This is a genomic window from Parapedobacter brassicae (assembly GCF_051400755.1).
In the GTDB taxonomy this organism is placed as follows: domain Bacteria; phylum Bacteroidota; class Bacteroidia; order Sphingobacteriales; family Sphingobacteriaceae; genus Parapedobacter.
Window position 1 is genome coordinate 54825 of record NZ_JBLFFL010000006.1, and the last position, 20733, is coordinate 75557.

Annotated in this window: 19 protein-coding genes; 11 read left to right on the forward strand and 8 right to left on the reverse strand. The window is 52.1% G+C overall.

Annotated features, from left to right (window positions below):
- Nucleotides 1–6 precede the first annotated feature (6 nt).
- The 5 genes from ACMGDE_RS15590 to ACMGDE_RS15610 all read left to right on the forward strand — a co-directional run bounded on the left by ACMGDE_RS15590 (nucleotide 7) and on the right by ACMGDE_RS15610 (nucleotide 7363).
- Nucleotides 7–324 (forward strand): hypothetical protein, encoded by a 318-nt coding sequence (locus ACMGDE_RS15590; RefSeq protein WP_436833750.1) that lies wholly within the window; start codon nucleotides 7–9, stop codon nucleotides 322–324.
- A gap of 194 nt (nucleotides 325–518) precedes the next feature.
- Nucleotides 519–1262, forward strand: a complete 744-nt coding sequence (locus tag ACMGDE_RS15595) for an RluA family pseudouridine synthase (protein WP_436833751.1) — start codon at nucleotides 519–521, stop codon at nucleotides 1260–1262.
- Between the two features lie 88 nt (nucleotides 1263–1350).
- Complete coding sequence (locus ACMGDE_RS15600; RefSeq protein WP_436833752.1) at nucleotides 1351–1671, forward strand: DUF6660 family protein; 321 nt, start codon at nucleotides 1351–1353, stop codon at nucleotides 1669–1671.
- A gap of 98 nt (nucleotides 1672–1769) precedes the next feature.
- Entirely contained in the window at nucleotides 1770–6143 is a 4374-nt protein-coding gene (locus ACMGDE_RS15605) for a CusA/CzcA family heavy metal efflux RND transporter (RefSeq protein WP_436833753.1), read from the forward strand.
- An 8-nt stretch (nucleotides 6144–6151) separates the two neighbouring features.
- Nucleotides 6152–7363 carry an efflux RND transporter periplasmic adaptor subunit gene (locus ACMGDE_RS15610; RefSeq protein WP_436833754.1) on the forward strand — a complete coding sequence of 404 codons (1212 nt, stop codon included), beginning with the start codon at nucleotides 6152–6154 and terminating at the stop codon, nucleotides 7361–7363.
- An 18-nt stretch (nucleotides 7364–7381) separates the two neighbouring features.
- Here ACMGDE_RS15610 and ACMGDE_RS15615 read toward each other — a convergent pair whose 3' ends face one another.
- The 3 genes from ACMGDE_RS15615 to purN are packed head-to-tail and all read right to left on the reverse strand — an operon-like array spanning nucleotide 7382 to nucleotide 10421.
- Entirely contained in the window at nucleotides 7382–8257 is an 876-nt protein-coding gene (locus ACMGDE_RS15615) for a DUF72 domain-containing protein (RefSeq protein WP_436833755.1), read from the reverse strand.
- 8 nt (nucleotides 8258–8265) lie between these two features.
- A complete protein-coding gene (purH, locus tag ACMGDE_RS15620) occupies nucleotides 8266–9792 on the reverse strand; it encodes a bifunctional phosphoribosylaminoimidazolecarboxamide formyltransferase/IMP cyclohydrolase (protein WP_436833756.1) in 1527 nt (508 codons plus the stop codon).
- 56 nt (nucleotides 9793–9848) lie between these two features.
- Nucleotides 9849–10421 (reverse strand): phosphoribosylglycinamide formyltransferase, encoded by a 573-nt coding sequence (purN, locus tag ACMGDE_RS15625; protein ID WP_436833757.1) that lies wholly within the window; start codon nucleotides 10419–10421, stop codon nucleotides 9849–9851.
- Nucleotides 10422–10641: 220 nt separating this feature from the next.
- Here purN and asnB point away from each other — a divergent pair, with 220 nt between their 5' ends.
- On the forward strand, nucleotides 10642–12333 hold the full coding sequence (asnB, locus tag ACMGDE_RS15630; protein WP_436833758.1) for an asparagine synthase B: 1692 nt from the start codon (nucleotides 10642–10644) through the stop codon (nucleotides 12331–12333).
- Nucleotides 12334–12442: 109 nt separating this feature from the next.
- Here the strand turns inward: asnB and ACMGDE_RS15635 are convergent, their stop codons facing one another.
- Together ACMGDE_RS15635 and ACMGDE_RS15640 are read right to left on the reverse strand one after the other, a co-directional pair.
- Nucleotides 12443–13186 carry a 3-keto-disaccharide hydrolase gene (locus ACMGDE_RS15635; RefSeq protein ID WP_436833759.1) on the reverse strand — a complete coding sequence of 248 codons (744 nt, stop codon included), beginning with the start codon at nucleotides 13184–13186 and terminating at the stop codon, nucleotides 12443–12445.
- A gap of 81 nt (nucleotides 13187–13267) precedes the next feature.
- On the reverse strand, nucleotides 13268–14440 hold the full coding sequence (locus ACMGDE_RS15640; protein WP_436833760.1) for an acyl-CoA dehydrogenase family protein: 1173 nt from the start codon (nucleotides 14438–14440) through the stop codon (nucleotides 13268–13270).
- A gap of 193 nt (nucleotides 14441–14633) precedes the next feature.
- Here ACMGDE_RS15640 and ACMGDE_RS15645 point away from each other — a divergent pair, with 193 nt between their 5' ends.
- Entirely contained in the window at nucleotides 14634–14870 is a 237-nt protein-coding gene (locus ACMGDE_RS15645) for a UPF0175 family protein (RefSeq protein WP_436833761.1), read from the forward strand.
- Complete coding sequence (locus ACMGDE_RS15650) at nucleotides 14842–15321, forward strand: PIN domain-containing protein (RefSeq protein ID WP_436833762.1); 480 nt, start codon at nucleotides 14842–14844, stop codon at nucleotides 15319–15321. The genes ACMGDE_RS15645 and ACMGDE_RS15650 overlap by 29 nt, the downstream gene beginning before the upstream one ends.
- A 134-nt stretch (nucleotides 15322–15455) precedes the next feature.
- Here ACMGDE_RS15650 and ACMGDE_RS15655 read toward each other — a convergent pair whose 3' ends face one another.
- Entirely contained in the window at nucleotides 15456–16088 is a 633-nt protein-coding gene (locus tag ACMGDE_RS15655; RefSeq protein ID WP_436833763.1) for a DUF6266 family protein, read from the reverse strand.
- A 276-nt stretch (nucleotides 16089–16364) separates the two neighbouring features.
- Here ACMGDE_RS15655 and folB point away from each other — a divergent pair, with 276 nt between their 5' ends.
- A complete protein-coding gene (folB, locus tag ACMGDE_RS15660) occupies nucleotides 16365–16730 on the forward strand; it encodes a dihydroneopterin aldolase (protein ID WP_436833764.1) in 366 nt (121 codons plus the stop codon).
- Here the strand turns inward: folB and ACMGDE_RS15665 are convergent, their stop codons facing one another.
- Nucleotides 16731–17165, reverse strand: a complete 435-nt coding sequence (locus ACMGDE_RS15665; protein ID WP_436833765.1) for an acyl-CoA thioesterase — start codon at nucleotides 17163–17165, stop codon at nucleotides 16731–16733.
- Between the two features lie 123 nt (nucleotides 17166–17288).
- On the opposite strand from ACMGDE_RS15665, the gene ACMGDE_RS15670 reads away from it, so the two are divergent.
- Complete coding sequence (locus tag ACMGDE_RS15670) at nucleotides 17289–17726, forward strand: Hsp20/alpha crystallin family protein (protein WP_436833766.1); 438 nt, start codon at nucleotides 17289–17291, stop codon at nucleotides 17724–17726.
- A gap of 75 nt (nucleotides 17727–17801) precedes the next feature.
- Here the strand turns inward: ACMGDE_RS15670 and ACMGDE_RS15675 are convergent, their stop codons facing one another.
- Entirely contained in the window at nucleotides 17802–18242 is a 441-nt protein-coding gene (locus ACMGDE_RS15675; RefSeq protein ID WP_436833767.1) for an acyl-CoA thioesterase, read from the reverse strand.
- On the opposite strand from ACMGDE_RS15675, the gene ACMGDE_RS15680 reads away from it, so the two are divergent.
- Nucleotides 18241–20730, forward strand: coding sequence for a ligase-associated DNA damage response DEXH box helicase (locus tag ACMGDE_RS15680; protein ID WP_436833768.1), 2490 nt, complete (start codon nucleotides 18241–18243; stop codon nucleotides 20728–20730). The two genes, ACMGDE_RS15675 and ACMGDE_RS15680, sit on opposite strands and share 2 nt — an antisense overlap.
- Nucleotides 20731–20733: the final 3 nt, after the last annotated feature.

Below are 20733 nucleotides of genomic sequence, written 5' to 3' on the forward strand. Positions count from 1 at the left end.
TCATGTATGAAACAAAATAATGCATCCAAATATTTTGACAGGGAACCAAATCAGTGGGGCCTGCGAGGCGATCCACTCTTATGGAAGGAGCTTAAAACGGCATTTCAAGAAGTCAACGTCCCTACTTCAGCTCTTGAACTGGAACATCTGCTTCATAAGCATTTCAAAGAATTGACTGGTAAGTCACCCAAACGCGGCACTCATTTTTTCTTAAAAAAATATGATAAAGGAGGCATGTCAAGCGGAATGGTGTCGTCGGACTTTTGGCTTGAAACGGGCTTTGCCACAATTATCCAGCGGTATGTGGAATTGGAAATGAGGTGATATAGTGAATTGTACAATCCCTATACAACTTTAAATACAACTTGCTGTATGTCATCGTAATAAAAATCTCGATACCTGCAAACAGTCGTTTTTGATACACCATAAAACAAAAAATCCCTTTCTTCAACGGTGTCCAAGTTCGTTTGAATATCAAAAAAATTCCAATTTCAAGGCGATTACGTACCTTTGTTGCCATGAACACCCTCGAGGGCCACATGCCGAAACTGCCGCAATTTGCTGATATGATCATCCATGAAGATGACAACCTCATTGTCATCAACAAGCCGCCATTTTTGGCGTCATTGGACGAGCGGGAGGGAGGGGAGGCCAGTGTGCTCCGGCTCGCAAAGCGATATCATACTGATGCTCAGGTATGCCACCGCTTAGATAAAGACACATCAGGGCTTTTGCTGATTGCCAAGAATCCGGAAACCTACCGATTGGTGTCCATTGAATTTGAACGACGGCGCGTCTCCAAAACCTATCACGCCATTATCGGGGGAACACATGTTTTCGAAGACCTGCTGGTGGATCTGCCGATCCTCAACCTTGGCAATAAAAACGTCACGATCGACCGGGCGAATGGTAAGCGGGCGGAGACGTACTTCAAATCATTGCGCTATTTCAAGCATTATACATTGGTGGAATGCAGGCCTGTGACCGGACGTATGCATCAGATCCGCATCCATTTGGCTACCCAGCACGCGGCGATCGTGGGCGATGCGCTCTACCGCGGCAAACCCGCTTACCTCTCGCAGATCAAGAAGCGGGGCTATACGCTGAGCAAAGGGCATGAAGAGCAGCCTATCATGAGGCGGTTTGCCCTTCATGCACGCGAGCTCCGCTTTGCCCTGGATGGTCAGGAATACCACTTCGAGGCTCCGTATCCCAAAGATTTCGCCACGTTGCTCCGGCAATTGGAGAAATTTGACGATTAATGAAGGATCTGACTGCCAGCGTGCTTGTTTTTCTGTCAAATTTTGATGACCAAGTGGAAGTAAAAAAAGCAATTTGTACATTTGGGATGTGAAGGTATTGCGTTGCATACTCCTATGGTACGTCACGGTGCTGGCGTGTTGGCCCTGCGCCGATACGCATATGGAGCATGACCATGGGACGGAGGCTTCTGTCACTTCCGTTGCCGACGCACATGCTCATAACCACGGGCTGTGCAGTCCATTCTGCGCGTGCGGCTGTTGCGGGGTCGTATTGGCCTTGGATCATGCCTTCATCTCGGTGTCCAAGCCCTTTGATTTTCCGGTTGCGGGAAATAGCGTGGCCCATACCTTTACCGTACCCAGTTCGATCAGAAATGCCATCTGGCAACCCCCTCAGTTGATCGGTTAATCTTTCCGGGCCTTTTCCCGGATATCCTGCGAATATCGCTATGGCTGCGCATCAGATGCAATGCCAGTCGATTGACGATGAATTAACCGACAGTAACTATGCTAGAAAAGATTATCAAATTCAGCATCGCCAACAAAATCATCATTGGTATGCTGACCCTGGCACTGGTCATTTGGGGGGCTTGGAGTGCATCCAGGCTTCCGATTGATGCGGTGCCGGACATTACCAATAACCAGGTGCAGATTATCACCATTTGCCCCACATTAGCCGGACAGGAGGTGGAGCAGCTGGTCACCTTTCCGATCGAGCAGGGCATTGCCAATGTGCCCGATCTGGAGGAGATCCGGAGTATTTCCCGGTTCGGACTGTCTGTGATTACCGCGGTTTTTGAAGAGGACGTAGATATTTATTTTGCCCGCCAGCTCATCAATGAACGCCTGCAGGAAGCCACCGAGCAAATCCCCGAGGGGATCGGTAAACCAGAGCTTGCGCCAGTGAGCACGGGTTTGGGCGAAGTTTACCAATATATTCTCCACCCTAAAGAAGGCAGTGAGGGTAAGTATTCGGCTACCGACCTGCGGACCATGCAGGACTGGATCGTTGCGCGTCAACTGCGCGGCACGCCGGGCATTGCGGAAATCAATAGTTTCGGCGGATTGCTCAAGCAATATGAAGTGGCCGTTGACCCCGATCGGCTGAATGCCATGGGTGTCAGTATCCCCGACATTTTCACCGCATTAGCAACGAATAATCAAAATACGGGCGGTGCCTACATCGACAAAAAGCCGAATGCCTATTTTATCCGGGGTATCGGCCTCGTCGGGTCGTTGACCGATATCGGCAATATCGTCGTCAAGCGTTCGTCCGATGGCGTTCCGGTTTTCGTGAAAGACGTGGCAGACGTCCGGTTCGGAAATGCCATCCGGTACGGAGCGCTTACCTATAATGGCGAGGTGGATGCCGTGGGCGGCGTGGTGATGATGCTGAAAGGCGAGAATAGCAACGAAATCGTAAACCGGATCAAGGAAAAGATCCCCACCATCCAGCAGTCACTACCCGAGGATATCATCATTGAACCTTATCTGGACCGCACGGAACTGGTCGGACGAGCCATGGCAACCGTCGAGAAGAATCTGATCGAAGGCGCGCTCATTGTCATTTTCGTGCTGGTGCTGTTTTTAGGGAATCTCCGGGCCGGACTGATTGTCGCCTCGGCCATCCCGCTGGCCATGCTGTTTGCATTGGGGATGATGCGTGTATTTGGGGTGAGTGCCAACCTAATGAGTCTTGGAGCCATTGATTTCGGCCTCATTGTCGACGGATCGGTCATCGTGGTGGAAGCAACCTTGCATCATTTGGGGTTGCGCAAGTCGGCGAACAGACTTACCCAGCACGAGATGGATAAGGAGGTGTATGAATCGGCCTCCAAAATCCGGACGTCTGCCGCTTTCGGCGAAATAATCATCCTGATCGTCTATATCCCGATCCTCACGCTGGTCGGCATCGAGGGAAAGATGTTCCGCCCCATGGCCATGACCGTTGGTTTTGCGATCCTCGGCGCATTGATTCTGTCAATGACGTACATACCGATGATGTGCGCCCAGTTTTTGCCAAAACAATGGAAGGATAGGGAAACATTTTCTGATCGCATGATGCGGTATTTCCACCGGGTGTACGAACCATTGCTGGAGCAGGCCATCCGGATCAAATATTGGCTTATAGCGGTTACCCTCCTCTTGTTTGGGTGTACATTGTTGATCTTTTCGCGCATGGGCGGCGAGTTTATCCCGAATCTCGAGGAAGGGGACTTTGCATTCCATTGCATTCTGCCGCAAGGTACTTCCCTGAGCCAAAGCATCGAAACGTCCATGCAGGCATCGCGTATCCTGAAAGGGTTCGAGGAGGTAAAAATGGTGGTCGGGAAAACCGGCGCGGCCGAGGTGCCAACGGACCCCATGCCGCCGGAAGCGACAGATATGATGATTATCCTCAAACCCATGGACGAGTGGTCAACAGCCAAAAGCTACGGCGAACTTGCAGAGGAGATGCTGGAAGCACTGGAAGTGATTCCGGGTGTATTTTTCGAAGCTAATCAGCCCATCCAAATGCGGTTCAACGAATTGATGACCGGTATCCGGCAGGATGTGGCGGTCAAGATCTTCGGCGAAGATCTGGATACGTTACTGGCGTATGCCGAGCAGGTGTCGGGTGTCATCCAGCAAGTGCGGGGGACCACCACTCCGCAGGTGGAGCGCATCGCGGGGCTGCCGCAGATCAATGTCGTTTATGACCGCACGCGCATGGCAAACTATGGTCTGAATGTGTCCGAGCTCAACGATATGCTGAGTACGGCATTTGCGGGTAAAAGCGCAGGGCTGGTTTTTGAAAACGAAAGGCGGTTCGACCTGGTTGTCCGCCTGGACAGTGCGCACCGGACATCTATAGCCGATGTAGGCAACCTTTGGGTGCCGCTGCCAGAAGGCGGCCAGGTACCGCTATCTCAGTTGGCTGATATTTCGTTTAAGGTCGGACCGGCGCAGATCAGCCGCGAAGAGGGAAAAAGGCGGATCGTCATCGGGTTCAATCTGGACGGCCGTGATGTAGCGAGTGTCGTTGATGAGCTCCAGGGCAAACTGGAGCAGGCAGTGAAGCTGCCTGCCGGATATTATTATACCTACGGTGGTATGTTCGAAAACCTCCAGGAAGCTTCGCAGCGCCTTATGCTGGCTGTCCCGGTTTCATTATTACTGATTTTCATGTTACTTTATTTCACGTTCCGTTCGGTCAGACAAGCGATCCTGATCTTTACCGCCATACCGATGAGCGCCATTGGCGGCGTATTTGCCTTGTTGCTGCGCGGCATGCCGTTCAGCATTTCTGCCGGAATCGGGTTCATTGCGCTGTTCGGGGTGGCTGTTTTGAATGGCATCGTACTCATCAGCACGTTCAACCAGCTGCATAAAGACGGCATGGACGATGTGGTAAAACGGGTCATGGAAGGCACCCGTATCCGCTTACGGCCAGTGCTGATGACCGCCACCGTCGCCAGCCTTGGCTTCCTGCCGATGGCCCTGAGTACTACCGCTGGGGCAGAAGTGCAGCGGCCGTTGGCCACGGTGGTCATCGGCGGCTTGGCAACTGCCACTTTTTTAACCTTATTCGTGCTGCCCCTCCTGTACTTGATTTTCCAGGACAGAAATAAAGGCAATCGGGCTAGACCGTCGGCGATCTGGACGGTTATCCTACTGCTCCCATTAGCCGGTTGGCCCGGCAAAGCAGAAGCGCAGGCGTTCGGTGACACGGTGCTCACCGAAGAACGGGCAATTGAAATGGCGTTAGCCAATAACAAGCAACTCGCGGCATCGGAGCTGCAGGTAAGGGCTGCCCAAGTGCGGAAAGGCGCTGCCTTTGAATTGCCCAAGGCCGAGGTAACAGGGCAATACGGCAACTTCAACAGCCCGGAAAGGGACAATGCACTCGAAATATCGCAGTCCATTCCCTTTCCAACCGTATTCGGTGCCCGGTCGAAGGCCTATGAAGCCCAACGGCGGGGCGCAGTCATCCAGCGAGACGTGGTACTGAACAGCCTTCGGCAGGAGGTCCGGTCGGCTTACCAGGAAATCCGATACCTCCAAGAGCGGCAAAAGCTGTTGCGCCGGCTCGACAGCCTCTATGGCCAGTTTGTTGCCGGTGCGCGCGTCCGTTACGAAGCCGGTGAAAGCGGTCAGCTGGCCATTAACGTTGCCGAAACAAAAAAGGGGGAGGTGAACCTTCTGGTGTTGGAAAATGGCACCCGTTTGCGGAATATGATGGAGCAGCTTTTTGCGCTGATGGACACTGGTAATGCTTGGGCTGTGCCGGATAATCTGCCGTTTGACCCACTGCCGTTGCAGGGTGCGCCGGATACGGCAACGGCCGGACAGCACCCGCTTGTACAGCTGTACGAACAGGAAGCCGAAATCGCACGTGCCGACAAACGGGTGGAAGCCGCCGGTACGCTACCCGATCTTTCGGTGGGATACGGCAACCAGTCGTTGGTAGGCACCTATGACATCGGAGGCATTTCCCGACGGTACGAGACTGATAAACGGTTCAGCTACCTCGCTGTCGGCATCACGGTGCCGTTGACGTTCGGTGCTTCAAATGCCCGTATCCGAAGTCTGGAATACGAGGCCGAATCTGCGAAGGCCGCGGGTGCTAACCAGCGCTTGCTGTTCCGGACGCGTGTTGAACAGGAATTGTCAACCTATGCCTTGCTGACCGAACGTTATCGTTACCTCACGGAGGAGGCCTTGCCGAACGCGACGAAACTCCTCCAGGCGGCACAGTTAGGGTATCAGACCGGTGAACTGTCGTATATCGAATACCTTAATGCGCTGCAGACAGCGACCGATACGGAGTTGTCCCACCTGGAAACGATTCATTCGGTGAACCAATCGGTCATTACCATCCAATATTATTTAAACAATTAATGTCAGTCATGAAAACCAGGATATTTATAGTCACAATATGCATCACATTGCTTGCCGCCTGCAACAGGCAGCAGGGCGGCGAAGCTGAAGAGCATGGGCACGGCGAGGGTGAATCCGAGGGCACGGTAGCCACCATCACGGAAACGCAATTGAAGACCATCGGCGTTCAAGTAGGAACCATCGAACAAAAGGCACTGACGGCTACACTGCGCGTCAATGGCAAGCTGAAGGTTCCGAATGCCAATAAAGCGGTTATCACGTCACTTTACGGCGGTGTCATCCGGCGATTGAATGTGGATGTCGGCAACCCCGTGAGGAAAGGGCAGACGGTTGCCACGTTGGTGCACCCACAGTTTATCCAATTGCAGGAAGAGTATTTGAACCTTTCAGACCAGCTGGTGCTGGCCGACCAAGAGCGGCAGCGACAAAAGACCCTTAATGCCGGAAATGTGGGTGCTCTGAAAAACCTGCAACAGGCGGAAATGGAATATAATAAGCTGAAAACCAGGCAGACCTCCCTGCGGGAGCAATTGCAATTGATGGGGCTGGATGTGGGTACCATTCATCCCGAGCAGTTCCGGAGCGAAGTAACCATCAGCAGTCCGGTAAACGGGGTGGTCAGCGAGGTGTTTGCCAAGCAGGGTAGTTTTGTAGATGTCGAATCTCCGGTCGCGGAAGTCGTGGAAAACAGCCAGCTGCACGTGGACCTGAACGTATTTGAAAAAGACCTGCCCAGCCTGAAAGTAGGGCAGCAGATCCATTTCGTGTTGACCAACAGTCCGAGCAAAACCTACAATGCCCGCATTTATGCCATCGGCTCGGCCTTTGAAAATGAAAGCAAATCTGTACCGGTACACTGTGCAGTGGATGGCGACAAAACGGGATTGATCGATGGCATGAATGTTTCTGCGCTGATCAGCTTGGATAACGCCCTGCAGACGGCCGTTCCCAATGAAGCGATCGTAGACACGGGGGGTAAAAGCTATATCTTTGTTGTCACGGATAAGGCGCCGGAAGAAGAGGACCACGGACACGGCGAGGAAGAAGACCACGGACACGCCACTAATTTCGAACGGATAGAAGTGGTGAAGGGCATCTCGGATGTTGGATATACCGCCATTACGCCTGTCATGACATTGACGGATAGTCAAAAAATCGCGGTGAAGGGTGCATTTTTCATCAATGCCATCCTCTCCGGCACAGCCGGACACGCGCATTGAGCGATTGCATCCCCGGCGTTAAAACAGCCTGCTTTCGGGTCCCCTTACACGAAGGCCGAGGGCTTTATTGAGCTGGGCAATGAAATAAGTGGATAATAGGGGGGATTCCACTTCGATATTTTGGTGTACGAAGAAATACAGCGATCGCAATCCGGCGTTATACCACTCCTCAATCCGGGCAACCCAATCATCCAGCCGGTTTTTGTCCGTCGGGTGGTTGGCACCTACGTAGCGGACAAACGCTGAGGGCGTCGTCAGGCGCATGTGCAGCATGTCGCGGCGACCGGCCGTATCCACGAGTACATTCGCCACGTTTTCGGCTTCCAGCAGACGATATAATCGCTGGCTTGCAGCCGCATCGGCAAACCATTCCGCATTGCGTACCTCCACCGCCATGGGAGCAGCCTTGGAAAATTTTTTCACAAAAGTCGCCAAGCGTTCAAAATCCCTTGGCTTGAAATTATCATGCAACTGAAGGAAACTCATGCCCAGCTTATCTTCGAACAGGGCGATCGCATCGCAGAAAGCAGTCATTTTATCGTCCACATTCAGCAACCGGCCATAATGGCTGATGGACTGCGGTACCTTGGGGAAGAACTTGAAATCAGCCGGGGTTTTGGTTTTCCACGTTTCCACCTGCTGCTTATCGGGCGAATTGTAAAACGTGCCGTTCAGCTCAATGCTGTTGAACTGCGTGGCATAGTAGGTCAGCTCGTCCTTGGTACCGCGGGGATAAAATCCCTTGAGGTCTTGCTTATTCCATTTGGCGCAACCGACGAAAACTTCCAATTGGTCAGCCTTTTTGCCCCTGCCCAGCAAGGCCAGTGTGTCAGGATGAGTAGGGGGGAGCGTGAAATCAATCACCTCCGGGTTGTCAACGCTTCCGAATTTCATGGTATTAACTAGTGTTTAAAATGCCGCACCCCGGTAATGGCCATCGCCACCCCTTTTTTGTTAGCCATGTCCACCGACTCCTGATCGCGGATAGAGCCACCAGGTTGCGCAATAGCCGTGATGCCCGCTTCGGCCGCAATCTCCACACAATCCGGGAACGGGAAGAACGCATCCGATGCCAGGACCGCTCCATGTAAGTCAAAGCCGAAGGATTTGGCTTTCAGAATGGCCTGACGCAGCGCATCCACCCGCGAGGTCTGCCCGACACCGCTCGCGGAAAGCTGACCATCCTTGGCCAATACGATGGCGTTGGACTTCGTATGCTTCACGATTTTATTGGCGAAATAGAGGTCCGCTAATTCCTTTTCGGTCGGTTCCCGATCGGTCACCGGGCGCATCTGTTCGGGGCTTTCGATCACCGCATCCTTGTCTTGTTCGATGATGCCATTCAATAGTGTCTTGAATTGTTTACCGGGCAATAGGGTAGGGTTTCTCTTTAGTATGATCCGGTTTTTCTTGGAAGCGAGCACTCGCACGGCGCCCTCGGAATAAGCAGGAGCAATCAGCACTTCAAAGAAAAGTTTATTGATCTCCGCAGCCGTATCCTCGTCGATTTCGCCGTTGCAGATGATGACGCCGCCGAATGCGGATACCGGATCACATGCCAGCGCATCCTCCCAAGCCGACCGCAGATCCGCGCGGGAAGCGACACCGCAGGCATTGGTGTGTTTCAAGATCGCGAATGTGGGCGTATCAAACTCGTCGATCAGCGCGACGGCCGCATCCACATCCACCAGATTATTGTATGACAATTCCTTTCCATTCAATTTTTCGAACAGGCTGCTCAAATCACCATAGAAGACCCCGTTCTGATGCGGGTTTTCGCCGTATCGCAGTACCTGGGCCTGCTGCTCGCTCCGCTTGAATACCTGCAAGGGTTCCTCTAGGTTAAAATAGTTGAATATGGCCGAATCATAATGGGAAGAGACATTGAACGCACGTTTCGCAAATTCCCTGCGGTGATGCAGAAAGGTATAGCCTTCGTTTTCGGTGAGGATGTCCTCCAGCGGTTTGTACGCATCCTTGGAGGCGATGATGGTCACATCATTGAAATTCTTGGCCGCCGCGCGGATCAGCGAAATCCCGCCGATGTCAATTTTTTCGATAACCTCCTGCTCCGGTGCGCCCGATGCCACGGTTTCCTCAAATGGGTAGAGGTCTACAATGACCAAGTCGATTTCAGGGATGTTGTACTCCTGCAGTTGCTGCCGGTCGGCATCCACGGGACGGCGGGATAAGATGCCGCCGAATACGTTAGGGTGAAGCGTTTTTACCCTGCCGCCCAGTATGGATGGGTAGCCCGTCAACTCCTCCACCGGGATGACGTTATAACCCAGGTCGCGGATAAAGCTCTCGGTACCACCCGTGGAATAAAAGGTGACGCCGTATTGATTCAATAAATGGATTAAGGGACCTAGGCCGTCTTTATAATAGACGGATACCAGTGCATTTTTTATTTTAACCGGGTGGCTCATGCGTTAATTAGCTGTTAGTATTTGAGCCGCAAAGATAGGGTTTTTATAGAGGAGCGTTACATCTTCTTTAGCAGATTTTCGATAATTTTAGGGTAATGCGCATGCTCCAATTGCTGCCCCTTGAATTTGACGACTTCCAGGCTGTCGTCCGGCTCGATGCGGAATCGGCCCTGGTAGATGATCTCGCCTTCGTCAAAGTGTTCATTGACAAAATGGATGGTAATACCCGATTCCTCGTCCCCGGCATCTAATATGGCTTGATGTACTCGGTCGCCATACATGCCCTTGCCGCCATATGCGGGCAGCAGCGCCGGATGGATATTGATGATCTTATTCGGAAACTTCTGCAGCAGGTTTTGCGGCACCAGCCAAAGAAATCCGGCCAATACCACCAGATCGACTTTCAGCCTGTCCAGCACATTGACCACTTCATCGGTTTCATAAAATGCATGCCGGTCAAACACATGAGTAGGCACTTCGAAGTTATCCGCGCGCTGCAACACGTAGGCGTCGGGATTATTGCTCAACACAAGCGACACTTCTCCCTGGTCATGGTGTTTGAAATATTCCATGATCTTTTGAGCGTTTGACCCTGAGCCGGAAGCGAAAATGGCGATTCGTTTTTTCACCCCGCAAAAATAGCATTTCTGCGCCAGCCTGCCAAAAGGGACGCCATGGCTTTATGTTAGAATTGTGACAGATTATTCTTGTTTTCATTAATATTATTTCTTAAAAAATCCAGTTTCATTGAAAAAATGATTAAAAAAAATAAGAATTGTTGCAAATGTCAATATTTTATTTGTTACTTTGCATCATTATTGCAACTACTTGTATTTTAAATAATAATTTATGTGTGGAATCATTGGTGCTTTTGACCTGAAAGTAAAGGCAGAAGAATTGCGCCCCCAAGTGTTGAAGATGTCGAAACGCATCCGACACCGCGGACCGGACTGGTCGGGGATATATAGCTCAGAGCGAGCTATTTTGGCGCATGAACGTTTAGCAATTGTAGATCCAAAATCCGGCCAACAGCCGTTGTATAATCCAACCCATACCATTGTACTCGCGGTGAATGGCGAGATCTATAATCACCAGCAGCTGCGGAGTCAAATGCCTGACTATGAATTTTCCACACAGTGTGATAGTGAGGTGATATTGGCATTATATGAACAAAAAGGATACGGTTTCCTGGAAGACCTGAATGGGATCTTTGCCTTTGCCTTGTACGATGCCGAGCAGGATGCTTACCTGATTGCCCGCGATCACATTGGCATCATCCCCTTGTATATCGGTTGGGATGAGCAGGGTACCTTTTACGTGGCATCGGAACTGAAAGCGCTGGAAGGCTATTGTACCCGTATCGAAACGTTCCCTCCGGGCCACTACTTATATAGCAAGGAAGGTCATGTGCCCCGCAAATGGTATGCGAGGGATTGGGAACAATACGAGCATGTGAAAGACAACGTCACCGACATTGACATCTTGCGCAGGGGCTTGGAAGATGCCGTACACAGGCAACTGATGTCTGATGTGCCGTATGGCGTATTGTTGTCCGGCGGACTGGATTCGTCGGTTATTGCAGCGGTCACCAAAAAATTTGCGTCGCGCCGTATCGAATCCAATGATCAGGAGAAAGCCTGGTACCCGCGCCTGCACTCGTTTGCCGTTGGATTGAAGGGGTCGCCTGATCTGATCGCAGCGAAGAAGGCCGCCGATCACATCGGCACGATACATCACGAAATCAACTTCACTATCCAGGAAGGGCTAGACGCCATCCGCGATGTGATCTACCATTTGGAGACCTACGACGTGACCACTATCCGGGCGTCTACTCCGATGTACCTGCTGGCCCGGGTCATCAAGTCGATGGGCATCAAGATGGTCCTGTCGGGTGAGGGTTCAGATGAGCTGTTTGGCGGCTACCTGTATTTTCACAAGGCGCCCAATGCGAAGGAATTCCACGAAGAAACCGTACGCAAGATGGGCAAACTGTACCTGTACGATTGTCTCCGAGCCAACAAGGCCCTGGCCGCTTGGGGCGTTGAAGGGCGGGTGCCGTTCCTCGACAAAGAGTTTATTGACATCGCCATGCGCATCAATCCCGAAGATAAAATGATCCGTGCGGGTCGCATGGAAAAATGGGTCGTGCGGAAAGCGTTTGAAGATTACCTGCCAGAAAGCATCGCTTGGCGGCAGAAGGAGCAATTTTCGGATGGCGTGGGCTACAGCTGGATCGATACGCTGAAAGAACAAGCTGCACAGCGCGTTAGCGACAGCGAATTAGCTGGCGCCGCCGAGCGTTTCCCCATCAACCCGCCCCAAAACAAAGAGGAATACCTGTACCGCTCCATTTTTGCGGAGCATTTTCCGTCGGACACCGCGGCACTGACCGTACCGTCGGTAAAATCGGTCGCGTGCAGCACACCTGAGGCCCTGGCCTGGGATGCTTCATTCCAGAACCTGAACGATCCGTCCGGAAGGGCGGTGGCCAGCGTGCACAACGAAAGCTACGAAAAGACCAACGTGGTTGAACCGTTATAGTGGTGGTTGGTGATGGGTGAATGGTGATGGGTGCCAGAAACAAATAAGAAAGCCGGACGTCGTTATGACATCCGGCTTTTTGTTTAGCGTGTCTGGATGTAGTACACGGTCAAAGTGGCCTGATCCAGATATTCCGGAAGCTTACCGGATTTCCGTGATCTTGCAGAACGATCGGACCCGGTCCGTGCGCTTTATATTTGGGTATACCAATATATTCCGTCGGACCATCTAATTCGACATTATTCTGCACCAACACGCCGTTGTGGATCACCGTTATGCGTGCTTTGCTGACCAGGATGCCGTCGGCGTTGAAACGCGGGGCTGTCCAGATCACATCGTATGCCTGCCATTCGCCCGGCGGCTTGGTCGCATTGACCAGCGGGATCCGTTGCTTGTAGAGACTCGCCGCCTGTCCATTGGAATACGTGCGGTTGTTATAGCTATCCAGCACCTGTAGTTCGTACAGTCCCTGCATGAAGATACCGCTGTTGCCGCGGCCCTGACCTTCGCCCACGATTTCCGTAGGCGACCGCCATTCCACATGCAATTGATAGTCGGAGAACTCCTGTTTAGTCCGGATTTCCCCTGTGCCTTTCACCACCGTGAATGCCCCGTCGGCCACTTCCCATCCGGCGGGGGAGGATCCATCCTTGCCGCTCACCCATTGGTCAAGTGAAGCGCCGTCAAATAACACGATGGCGTCCGAGGGCGCCTTGTCAGGAGCGGTTGCAACCATCCGCGGTTCCGGTTCCCATACTTCGGTCTCTTCTGGTTTCATCGTTTGTTGCTGTGCTAAGGCCGGAAGCGCCAACAAAGCGATGGCCCCAGCTGAAATTAACGTTTTACTGTTCATTTTATTGATTGTTACTTATTACTTATTATTTATGTTATTATTTGATGACTGATGATTCGTTACTTACAACCGATACCTTCGTTATCCAAATGCGTTGATTCCCGTGATGTCCATACCAGTGATCAACAGATGAATATCGTGTGTGCCCTCATAGGTCACCACGGATTCCAGGTTCATCATGTGCCGCATGATGGGGTATTCGCCCGTGATGCCCATGGCACCGAGCACCTGCCGCGCTTCGCGGGCCACATGCAGCGCGGTGTCCACGCTGTTGCGCTTGGCCATGGAGATCTGCGCCGGCGTGGCACGGTCCTCGTTTTTCAACATCGCCAGTCGCCATACCAGCAGCTGTCCCTTGGTGATCTCCGTGAGCATCTCCGCCAGTTTCTTCTGCTGCAATTGAAAACCAGCGATCGGTTTACCGAATTGTTCCCGTTCCTTCGCATAACGTACGGCCGTGTCATAGCAGTCCATCGCTGCACCAAGCGCACCCCAAGCGATACCATAGCGGGCTTGATTGAGGCAACTGAGCGGTCCACGCATGCCTGTCACGCCCGGCAAGACATGCGTTTTCGGGATACGCACGTTGTCAAAGACCAATTCGCCGGTAGCCGAAGCCCGCAGGCTCCATTTGTTATGCGTTTCAGGCGTGGCGAATCCTTCCATGTCGCGCTCCACGATGAGTCCCTGCACCTTGCCTTCCGGATTTTTGGCCCACACGATGGCGATGTCTGCAAAGGGTGCATTGGATATCCACATCTTGGCGCCGTTGAGCACGACATGATCCCCATCATCTTCAAAACGGGTCAGCATGCCTGCTGGATCGGAGCCATGGTTCGGTTCGGTGAGCCCAAAGCAACCCATCAGTTCACCGCTGGCCAACCTGGGAAGGAAGTTCTGTTTCTGCGCTTCGCTGCCGTAGGCGTATATGGGATACATCACCAGCGATCCCTGCACCGACGCCGTGGAGCGGATGCCCGAGTCTCCACGTTCGAGCTCCTGCATCATGATGCCATAGGCGAGGTAATCCAGCCCTGCGCCACCGAATTCCTCGGGTATGGTCGGGCCGAACAGCCCGAGCTGGGCCATGCCCGGAAGCAACTGACGCGGAAACGCTGCCCGCTGTGCATGATCTTCGATGATGGGAAGCAACTCCCGGTCGACCCACTGCCTGACGCTATCGCGGATCAGCAGATGCTCTTCGCCGATCAATTCGTCCAAAAGGTAATAATCCGGGGCGCTATATTGGCTCATATAAGTTTAATGGCATATAAAGACGCGTGTTGTCCGGTACAGGACAACATGCAAGTATACCAATAAAACTGATAGCCGACAATTGAATTATCGGAAAACGTATAAACTTTTAGGGATCCAACCTACTGAGATAAATACCTGCAAACACATAATCGACGAAAAATTAGTATCTTTACAAAACAATTAATAAGTTATGACTACGATAACATTATCTGTCCCAGACAGCCTTGCGGAGTATCATAATGATACGGTAAGGTTTATAGCGGCAAAATTATATGAATCAGGTAAGCTTTCACTTGGCGAAGCCGCGGATATGGCCAAATTGACCAAACGTACCTTTGCTGAGCTAATTGGTGAGTATGGCGTTTCTGTTTTTAATTACTCTGCCTCAGACTTAACGGATGAGCTTGACAGGATCTCGGGAATATAGCGTTATTATCACGGATACGAGTTGTTTTATCGCGTTAGACAAGATCGGTGCATTTGAAATATTGCATCGAGCTTTCAAAAAAGTGATTACAACTCCTGAAATATCGGAAGAGTTTGGTGGTGAATTGCCCAGCTGGATTGAAATCAGACCCGTCGTAGACAAAACACTCCAAGAAGTTCTTAAAGAGACGGTCGACCTGGGAGAGGCGAGTGCAATAGCCCTTGCACTAGAAACTTTGAATGCAATTTTAATTATTGATGATTTGAAAGGGCGCAAGCTAGCTTCAAAAATGGCGTTGACTTTTATGGGAACGCTTGGTTTGCTTGTAAAGGCCAAAGAATTTGGCGTTATTTCAAAAATTAAACCCTATATAGACAAGATTCAGGCGACAGATTTTAGGATTTCACAAGATTTGGTGAATGTAGTATTAAAGAAGACGGGTGAAAAATAATAGCTGAATGACTACTCCCTCATCAGCTAAAAACTTCATACCGCAACCGGGTAAATCTTCGCGCCTTTAAGCGCATCAGCAGCAAAAAGGCTGTGCCGCCACGACGCTGTCCTTGGATAGCCTTGAGTAAGCGGTTAAGTCACTTCAATATAGCTGCTCGGCGAAATGTCGCTGTAGTTGTATCGGGTAAATAAAGCGTAGACGTGTACGGGTGTCCCGATATGATGTGGTCTGACCGGAACAACGTCCTGTCCTTTATTGCGCGCGGCCCCGTTGTAGTGGGCTTCGCATGTTTCATGCTCCGGAAAAAACAACAGTACATTCAAACTGTCTAAACGGCTAGCGTTGCCACCAGCATCATTGGTCCAACGCAGCTCCAAACCGTCCGCTACCCAACGGGCTGTCCCGTCTTTCACGGGTGGCACGCCGCCCATGCTAACCACGGCCTTGCTGTAATCAAATACCAGATCCGGATATTCCCCGGTGATGGCTTGTTTCTTATTGTACGACATGGCCACGTTGAAGGCACTCATGACCCGCTGCTCGGCCTCGTGCTTAAACCCGAAACGGATGAAATGGATTGCCGATTTCAGGAACTCCTGCGCAAGCGTCATCTTCTGCTGATTGGCGAGCTGCGCTGGGGTGCGTGGTTTTGATGGGAAGCGCGGCAATCCCCGTATCACATCCTTGCCACGCCATTGATAGCCGACCACGCTGCCGACTTTACCGCTGAACCCGCCATTAGGGCCGTTTTTTAGTATCGCCATTATCTGTCATCTTAAATTTCATTCCAAGGTAAGGAAAAGTTATGACCAATTCCAAAAGTTATTGATTATTTCTTGATAGGTTATACAGATATGCTAGGTATTTCCCCCTATCATGTCCCTAGAAGTTTCCTATTACTTCCCTATTATTTTTCTGTAACATGGGAAGTTAGTGATACCGAGTCTGCCAGTTGGGGTAAAGCAGCCAACGCGCCACGTGCTCGCTGGAATTACCCTAATGTGATGGGTATGGCAAAAAATATCACTAGGTTTGCATCAGTGGAAAAAATTCAACAAGTCGTGGCGCTCACCGATCTGCGCTTTTATGCCTATCACGGTTATTATCCGGAGGAGCAGGTACTCGGCAACGAGTTTATCATGACCATCCGTGTGCGATTCGACCGTCAGGAAGGGGATGGGGATCAGTTGGAGCGCACGGTCAACTACGAAACATTATACCATATCGCCAAGAGTGAAATGCAGCAGCCACGGAAGCTGCTGGAGACGGTGGCTGAGAGCATGCTCAACCGTGTTCGGAAGGAATTTCCTTTTGTGGATGAAATAAAGGTCAGCATCAGCAAAAACCATCCGCCTTTCGGAGGCGATCGCGCCAAGGCATCGGTGGCCGTGGTTTGGAATCGGTAGTTACGGGTTGAGGTCGCGCTCCATCGCCTGCCGTTGAGCGGTGGGGATGCCCGTTGGCTTCTGGGTCGCGTAATCAAAGGCCACGCATACGGTCATGCCTCTTGCGGTCAGGGTTTCCGTTCCGTCTTTTGCTACCGTTACCAGGGCATACACAACATCAAAACTAGCGTTTCCTACCCGCGATGTGCGGACGTATGCCTTTGCGGTGTCGCGCACGGTGAGCTGGCGAAGGTAATCTACTTCGGCCCGGGCGATAATGATGCCCACCGACTTCCAGTCCCATTGAATAACTTCCCGCCAGTAGTGGCTTCGCGCCACTTCGAAGTAGGTCAGATACACCGCATTGTTTACATGCCCGAACGCATCCATATCGGCAAAGCGGATTTCAACGGGCGTGGCATAATTAAACGAAGCCAAGTTTTCGATATTAGACATTATGTCATTTAATTTTCAGAGGATATGTCAAAAAGTCATCAAAATAATTCCTGTTTTTGGTTGGTATATCTTTTGGACATGACCCACCAAAGTTAACACAAAAATTCATAGGAGGATTATAAAATGACATTGGTGAAATTTTCAGAAAACAAAAACAGGGGAGTGGATAACTGGGTAAATGGCTTCTTCAACCCGATTTTTAACGATTCCTTTTTATCGGACCGCTTCATTTCGCGGGTACCTGCAGTAAACGTGGCGGAGACAAACGAAGCGTATCACATCGAGCTGGCTGCGCCGGGATTGGAAAAGGGTGACTTCAAGATTAATGTAGACGGGGATGTATTGACCGTTTCCGGCGAGAAGAAGGCTGAAACCAAAGATGAGACCAAGAAGTACAGCAAGCGTGAATACAGCTATACTTCATTTGCCCGCTCATTTACGTTGCCCGACAGCATTGACCATGGTCGGATCGACGCGAATTACAAAGATGGCGTGTTGAGCATAGACATTGCCAAAAAAGAAGAAGCGAAAGCGACTTCTCGCTTGATCGAGGTAAAGTAAGTGTTTTCTAAAAAGTAAGTACTTTCCAAAAAAGCCCGCAGGATCTGGTGATTCTGCGGGCTTTCTTTTTTGGTATCAGGCCGATACTTCCTGGTAATCTTCACTTTTGGGCAGCCGTGCGACGATGGCTTGCCATTCCGGCGGCAAAACGGTAAGCTTCCGTTTTGCGATATCCATCCAGGCCCCGTCCACTGTCACCACTGCACATTTGGTGCCATCCGACCGGTAGATCTCGTGGCGGAACGAAAACCGCGAATTGGCGGTGTTGTATCTGGTCATCATCACCGTCACCTTCACCAGCTCATTGAGGTGTATCTCACGCAGATACACCAGCTCCTCCCGGAACAACACCGGACCGATGCTGATCTCGGCAATCTTATCGAGTGAAAGGCCCGTATCATTCAGCATATTGCTCCGCGCCTGGGCACACAAGTCGGCATAGGCCGAATGCCTCAAATGCCTGTTTGCATCGATCTGAGCCCATATGATCTGCCCTTCGTAGAAAACATTTTCCATGTCCAAACTTAATAACAAAAATGGAAAAGGCAAGGAACTTTGCTATCTTCGCGATATGCCTCATACCACACAGACAAACGCATTTGCCGAGGCTTGGTTTTTCAATAGCGGGTGGCAGGCACACCGTTTCCAGCGGGAAACGTGGGAGGCCATTGCGAAAGGGGAGTCGGGACTGCTAAATGCGCCGACGGGATACGGGAAGACATTCGCACTCTGGTTTGGCATCCTCCAGCAGTATTACAGCAGGGAACGGAAACGGCGCGGACTCCACTGTCTGTGGATTACGCCGCTGAGGGCGCTCTCGGCAGAGATTCTCAACGCCACGCGGGCCGTAAGCGATGGATTGGAGCTCGATTACCGCATTGGGCTCCGCACGGGCGATACCGCGGCGGCGGAACGGCAACAGCAACGGGTTGCGCCGCCCCAGGCGCTCATTACGACACCGGAAAGCATCCACCTGCTGCTGGCCTCCAGGGGATATCCTGATTACTTCAGCCAACTGGAATTTGTGGTGGTGGACGAATGGCATGAGCTACTGAGCAGCAAACGCGGTGTACTGGTGGAGCTGGCACTCAGCCGGCTGCGTGCCATTTGTCCCAACCTCCGCGTGTGGGGCATTTCGGCCACCATCGGCAACCTCGGCGAAGCGATGGAAATCCTGCTCGGCGAGCAAGCCGGTACGTTGGTGAAGGCCGACTTAAAGAAGGATATCTACATGGAAACATTGCTCCCCGACACGCTGGAGCGGTTTCCTTGGGCAGGCCATCTCGGCATTAAGATGGCCGAAAAGGTACTACCCATCATCGATGCTCACCAGTCCACACTGCTGTTTACGAATACCCGCTCGCAGGCGGAGATCTGGTATCATCAGCTCTTGGCTGCAGCACCTCACCTGGCGGGTGCCCTGGCCATCCACCACGGTTCGCTGAGCGATGAGTTGCGGCTGTGGGTGGAGGATGCCTTGCACCGCGGCACACTGAAAGCGGTGGTATGCACCAGCAGTCTAGATCTGGGGGTCGACTTTCGCCCGGTGGACTGCGTGGTGCAGATCGGATCGCCGAAAGGGGTCGCCCGGTTTATGCAGCGCGCGGGCAGGAGCGGACACCGGCCCGGTGAAACAAGCAAGATTTTTTTCTTGCCCACTCATTCGCTGGAAATCATGGAAGGGGCGGCCATACGCTATGCGGTGGATAACGGATTGCTGGAACAGCGCTTGCCCTATGTACGGTCTTTCGATGTGCTATTGCAATATATGGTGACCCTCGCGGTGTCTGACGGCTTCCGTGCGGACGAGCTTTATGAGGAGGTCAGGGCCACGCACTGCTTTTCTTCGATCAGCCGTGCGGAATTTGACGAATGCCTGCTGATGGTGACCCAAGGCGGCCGCACGCTGGACACGTATGAAGAATTCCACAAGGTGGAGGTGGAGAACGGCGTATTCCGCGTCAACAGCAGGCGGGTGGCCATGCGCCACCGGCTCAGCATCGGCGCCATCGTATCGGATACGATGATGCGCGTGAAATTCTTGACCGGCAAGTACCTGGGCTCCATCGAGGAATGGTTTATCTCCCGCCTGCAACCCGGCGACACCTTTTGGTTTTCCGGTCGGCTGCTGGAGCTCGTGCAGGTAAAAGATATCCAAGCCATTGTGCGGCCATCGACCCGGAAGAAAGGGGCCGTGCCCTCGTGGATGGGCGGACGGTTCCCGATTTCGGATAATTTCGGGTCCGCGCTGCGGCATACCTTTTCGGAGATCCAGCGAACGGACGGCCACCAACCCGTGGAACTGCAATTCCTGCAACCGTTATTCGACTTGCAACGGCAGGTATCGGCCCTGCCGGGAGCAGAGGAGCTCTTGGTGGAGTACATCCACACGCGCTATGGCTACCACCTGTTTGTATTTCCCTTTGAGGGCAAGCTGGTGCACGAGGGGATGGCTGCGGTAGTGGCATACCGGCTGAGCAGCATCCGGAAAGCATCGTTCAGCATCGCCAGCAATGAGTACGGCTTTGAGCTCCTGTGCGATGATCCGCTGCCTTTGGATGAGGCTTTGGCAGGTGGACTGTTTTCGACGGAGGGCCTGTTTGACGATATCCGCAGCGGCATCAACCTTAGGGAGATGGCCCGCCGTAAATTCAGGGATATTGCTGGCATAGCGGGACTGGTATTTCAGGGGTATCCGGGCAAGCCGATGAAGACGAAGCACCTGCAGGCAAATTCCGGCCTGTTTTTTTCGGTGTTTGAAGACTATGATCCCAACAATCTGCTCCTGCGGCAGGCGTACGACGAGGTAAATGACTTCCAGTTGGAGGCGTCGCGGATGTATAACGCCTTTGCACGCATCAGTTCGCACCGGATCATCCTGCAACGGCCGGAGACGCTTACTCCGTTTGCTTTTCCGATATTTGCAGAATCCTTCCGCGAGCGCTATAGCAATGAAGACTGGCAAGCACGGTTGGAGAAATTGAAAATGCAACTGGAGGCTTAACGA

What these genes read in the sequence shown, in the direction of transcription:
- purH (WP_436833756.1), bottom strand. Translation starts at nt 9,792, where the DNA reads ATGAGCCACCCGGTTAAAATAAAAAATGCACTGGTATCCGTCTATTAT.
- ACMGDE_RS15640 (WP_436833760.1), bottom strand. Translation starts at nt 14,440, where the DNA reads ATGAGCCAATATAGCGCCCCGGATTATTACCTTTTGGACGAATTGATC.
- ACMGDE_RS15650 (WP_436833762.1), top strand. Translation starts at nt 14,842, where the DNA reads ATGAGCTTGACAGGATCTCGGGAATATAGCGTTATTATCACGGATACG.
- ACMGDE_RS15675 (WP_436833767.1), bottom strand. Translation starts at nt 18,242, where the DNA reads ATGGAAAATGTTTTCTACGAAGGGCAGATCATATGGGCTCAGATCGAT.
- ACMGDE_RS15615 (WP_436833755.1), bottom strand. Translation starts at nt 8,257, where the DNA reads ATGAAATTCGGAAGCGTTGACAACCCGGAGGTGATTGATTTCACGCTC.
- asnB (WP_436833758.1), top strand. Translation starts at nt 10,642, where the DNA reads ATGTGTGGAATCATTGGTGCTTTTGACCTGAAAGTAAAGGCAGAAGAA.
- ACMGDE_RS15590 (WP_436833750.1), top strand. Translation starts at nt 7, where the DNA reads ATGAAACAAAATAATGCATCCAAATATTTTGACAGGGAACCAAATCAG.
- ACMGDE_RS15605 (WP_436833753.1), top strand. Translation starts at nt 1,770, where the DNA reads ATGCTAGAAAAGATTATCAAATTCAGCATCGCCAACAAAATCATCATT.
- ACMGDE_RS15610 (WP_436833754.1), top strand. Translation starts at nt 6,152, where the DNA reads ATGAAAACCAGGATATTTATAGTCACAATATGCATCACATTGCTTGCC.
- ACMGDE_RS15680 (WP_436833768.1), top strand. Translation starts at nt 18,241, where the DNA reads ATGTCCAAACTTAATAACAAAAATGGAAAAGGCAAGGAACTTTGCTAT.
- ACMGDE_RS15645 (WP_436833761.1), top strand. Translation starts at nt 14,634, where the DNA reads ATGACTACGATAACATTATCTGTCCCAGACAGCCTTGCGGAGTATCAT.
- ACMGDE_RS15635 (WP_436833759.1), bottom strand. Translation starts at nt 13,186, where the DNA reads ATGAACAGTAAAACGTTAATTTCAGCTGGGGCCATCGCTTTGTTGGCG.
- ACMGDE_RS15595 (WP_436833751.1), top strand. Translation starts at nt 519, where the DNA reads ATGAACACCCTCGAGGGCCACATGCCGAAACTGCCGCAATTTGCTGAT.
- ACMGDE_RS15665 (WP_436833765.1), bottom strand. Translation starts at nt 17,165, where the DNA reads ATGTCTAATATCGAAAACTTGGCTTCGTTTAATTATGCCACGCCCGTT.
- ACMGDE_RS15670 (WP_436833766.1), top strand. Translation starts at nt 17,289, where the DNA reads ATGACATTGGTGAAATTTTCAGAAAACAAAAACAGGGGAGTGGATAAC.
- ACMGDE_RS15655 (WP_436833763.1), bottom strand. Translation starts at nt 16,088, where the DNA reads ATGGCGATACTAAAAAACGGCCCTAATGGCGGGTTCAGCGGTAAAGTC.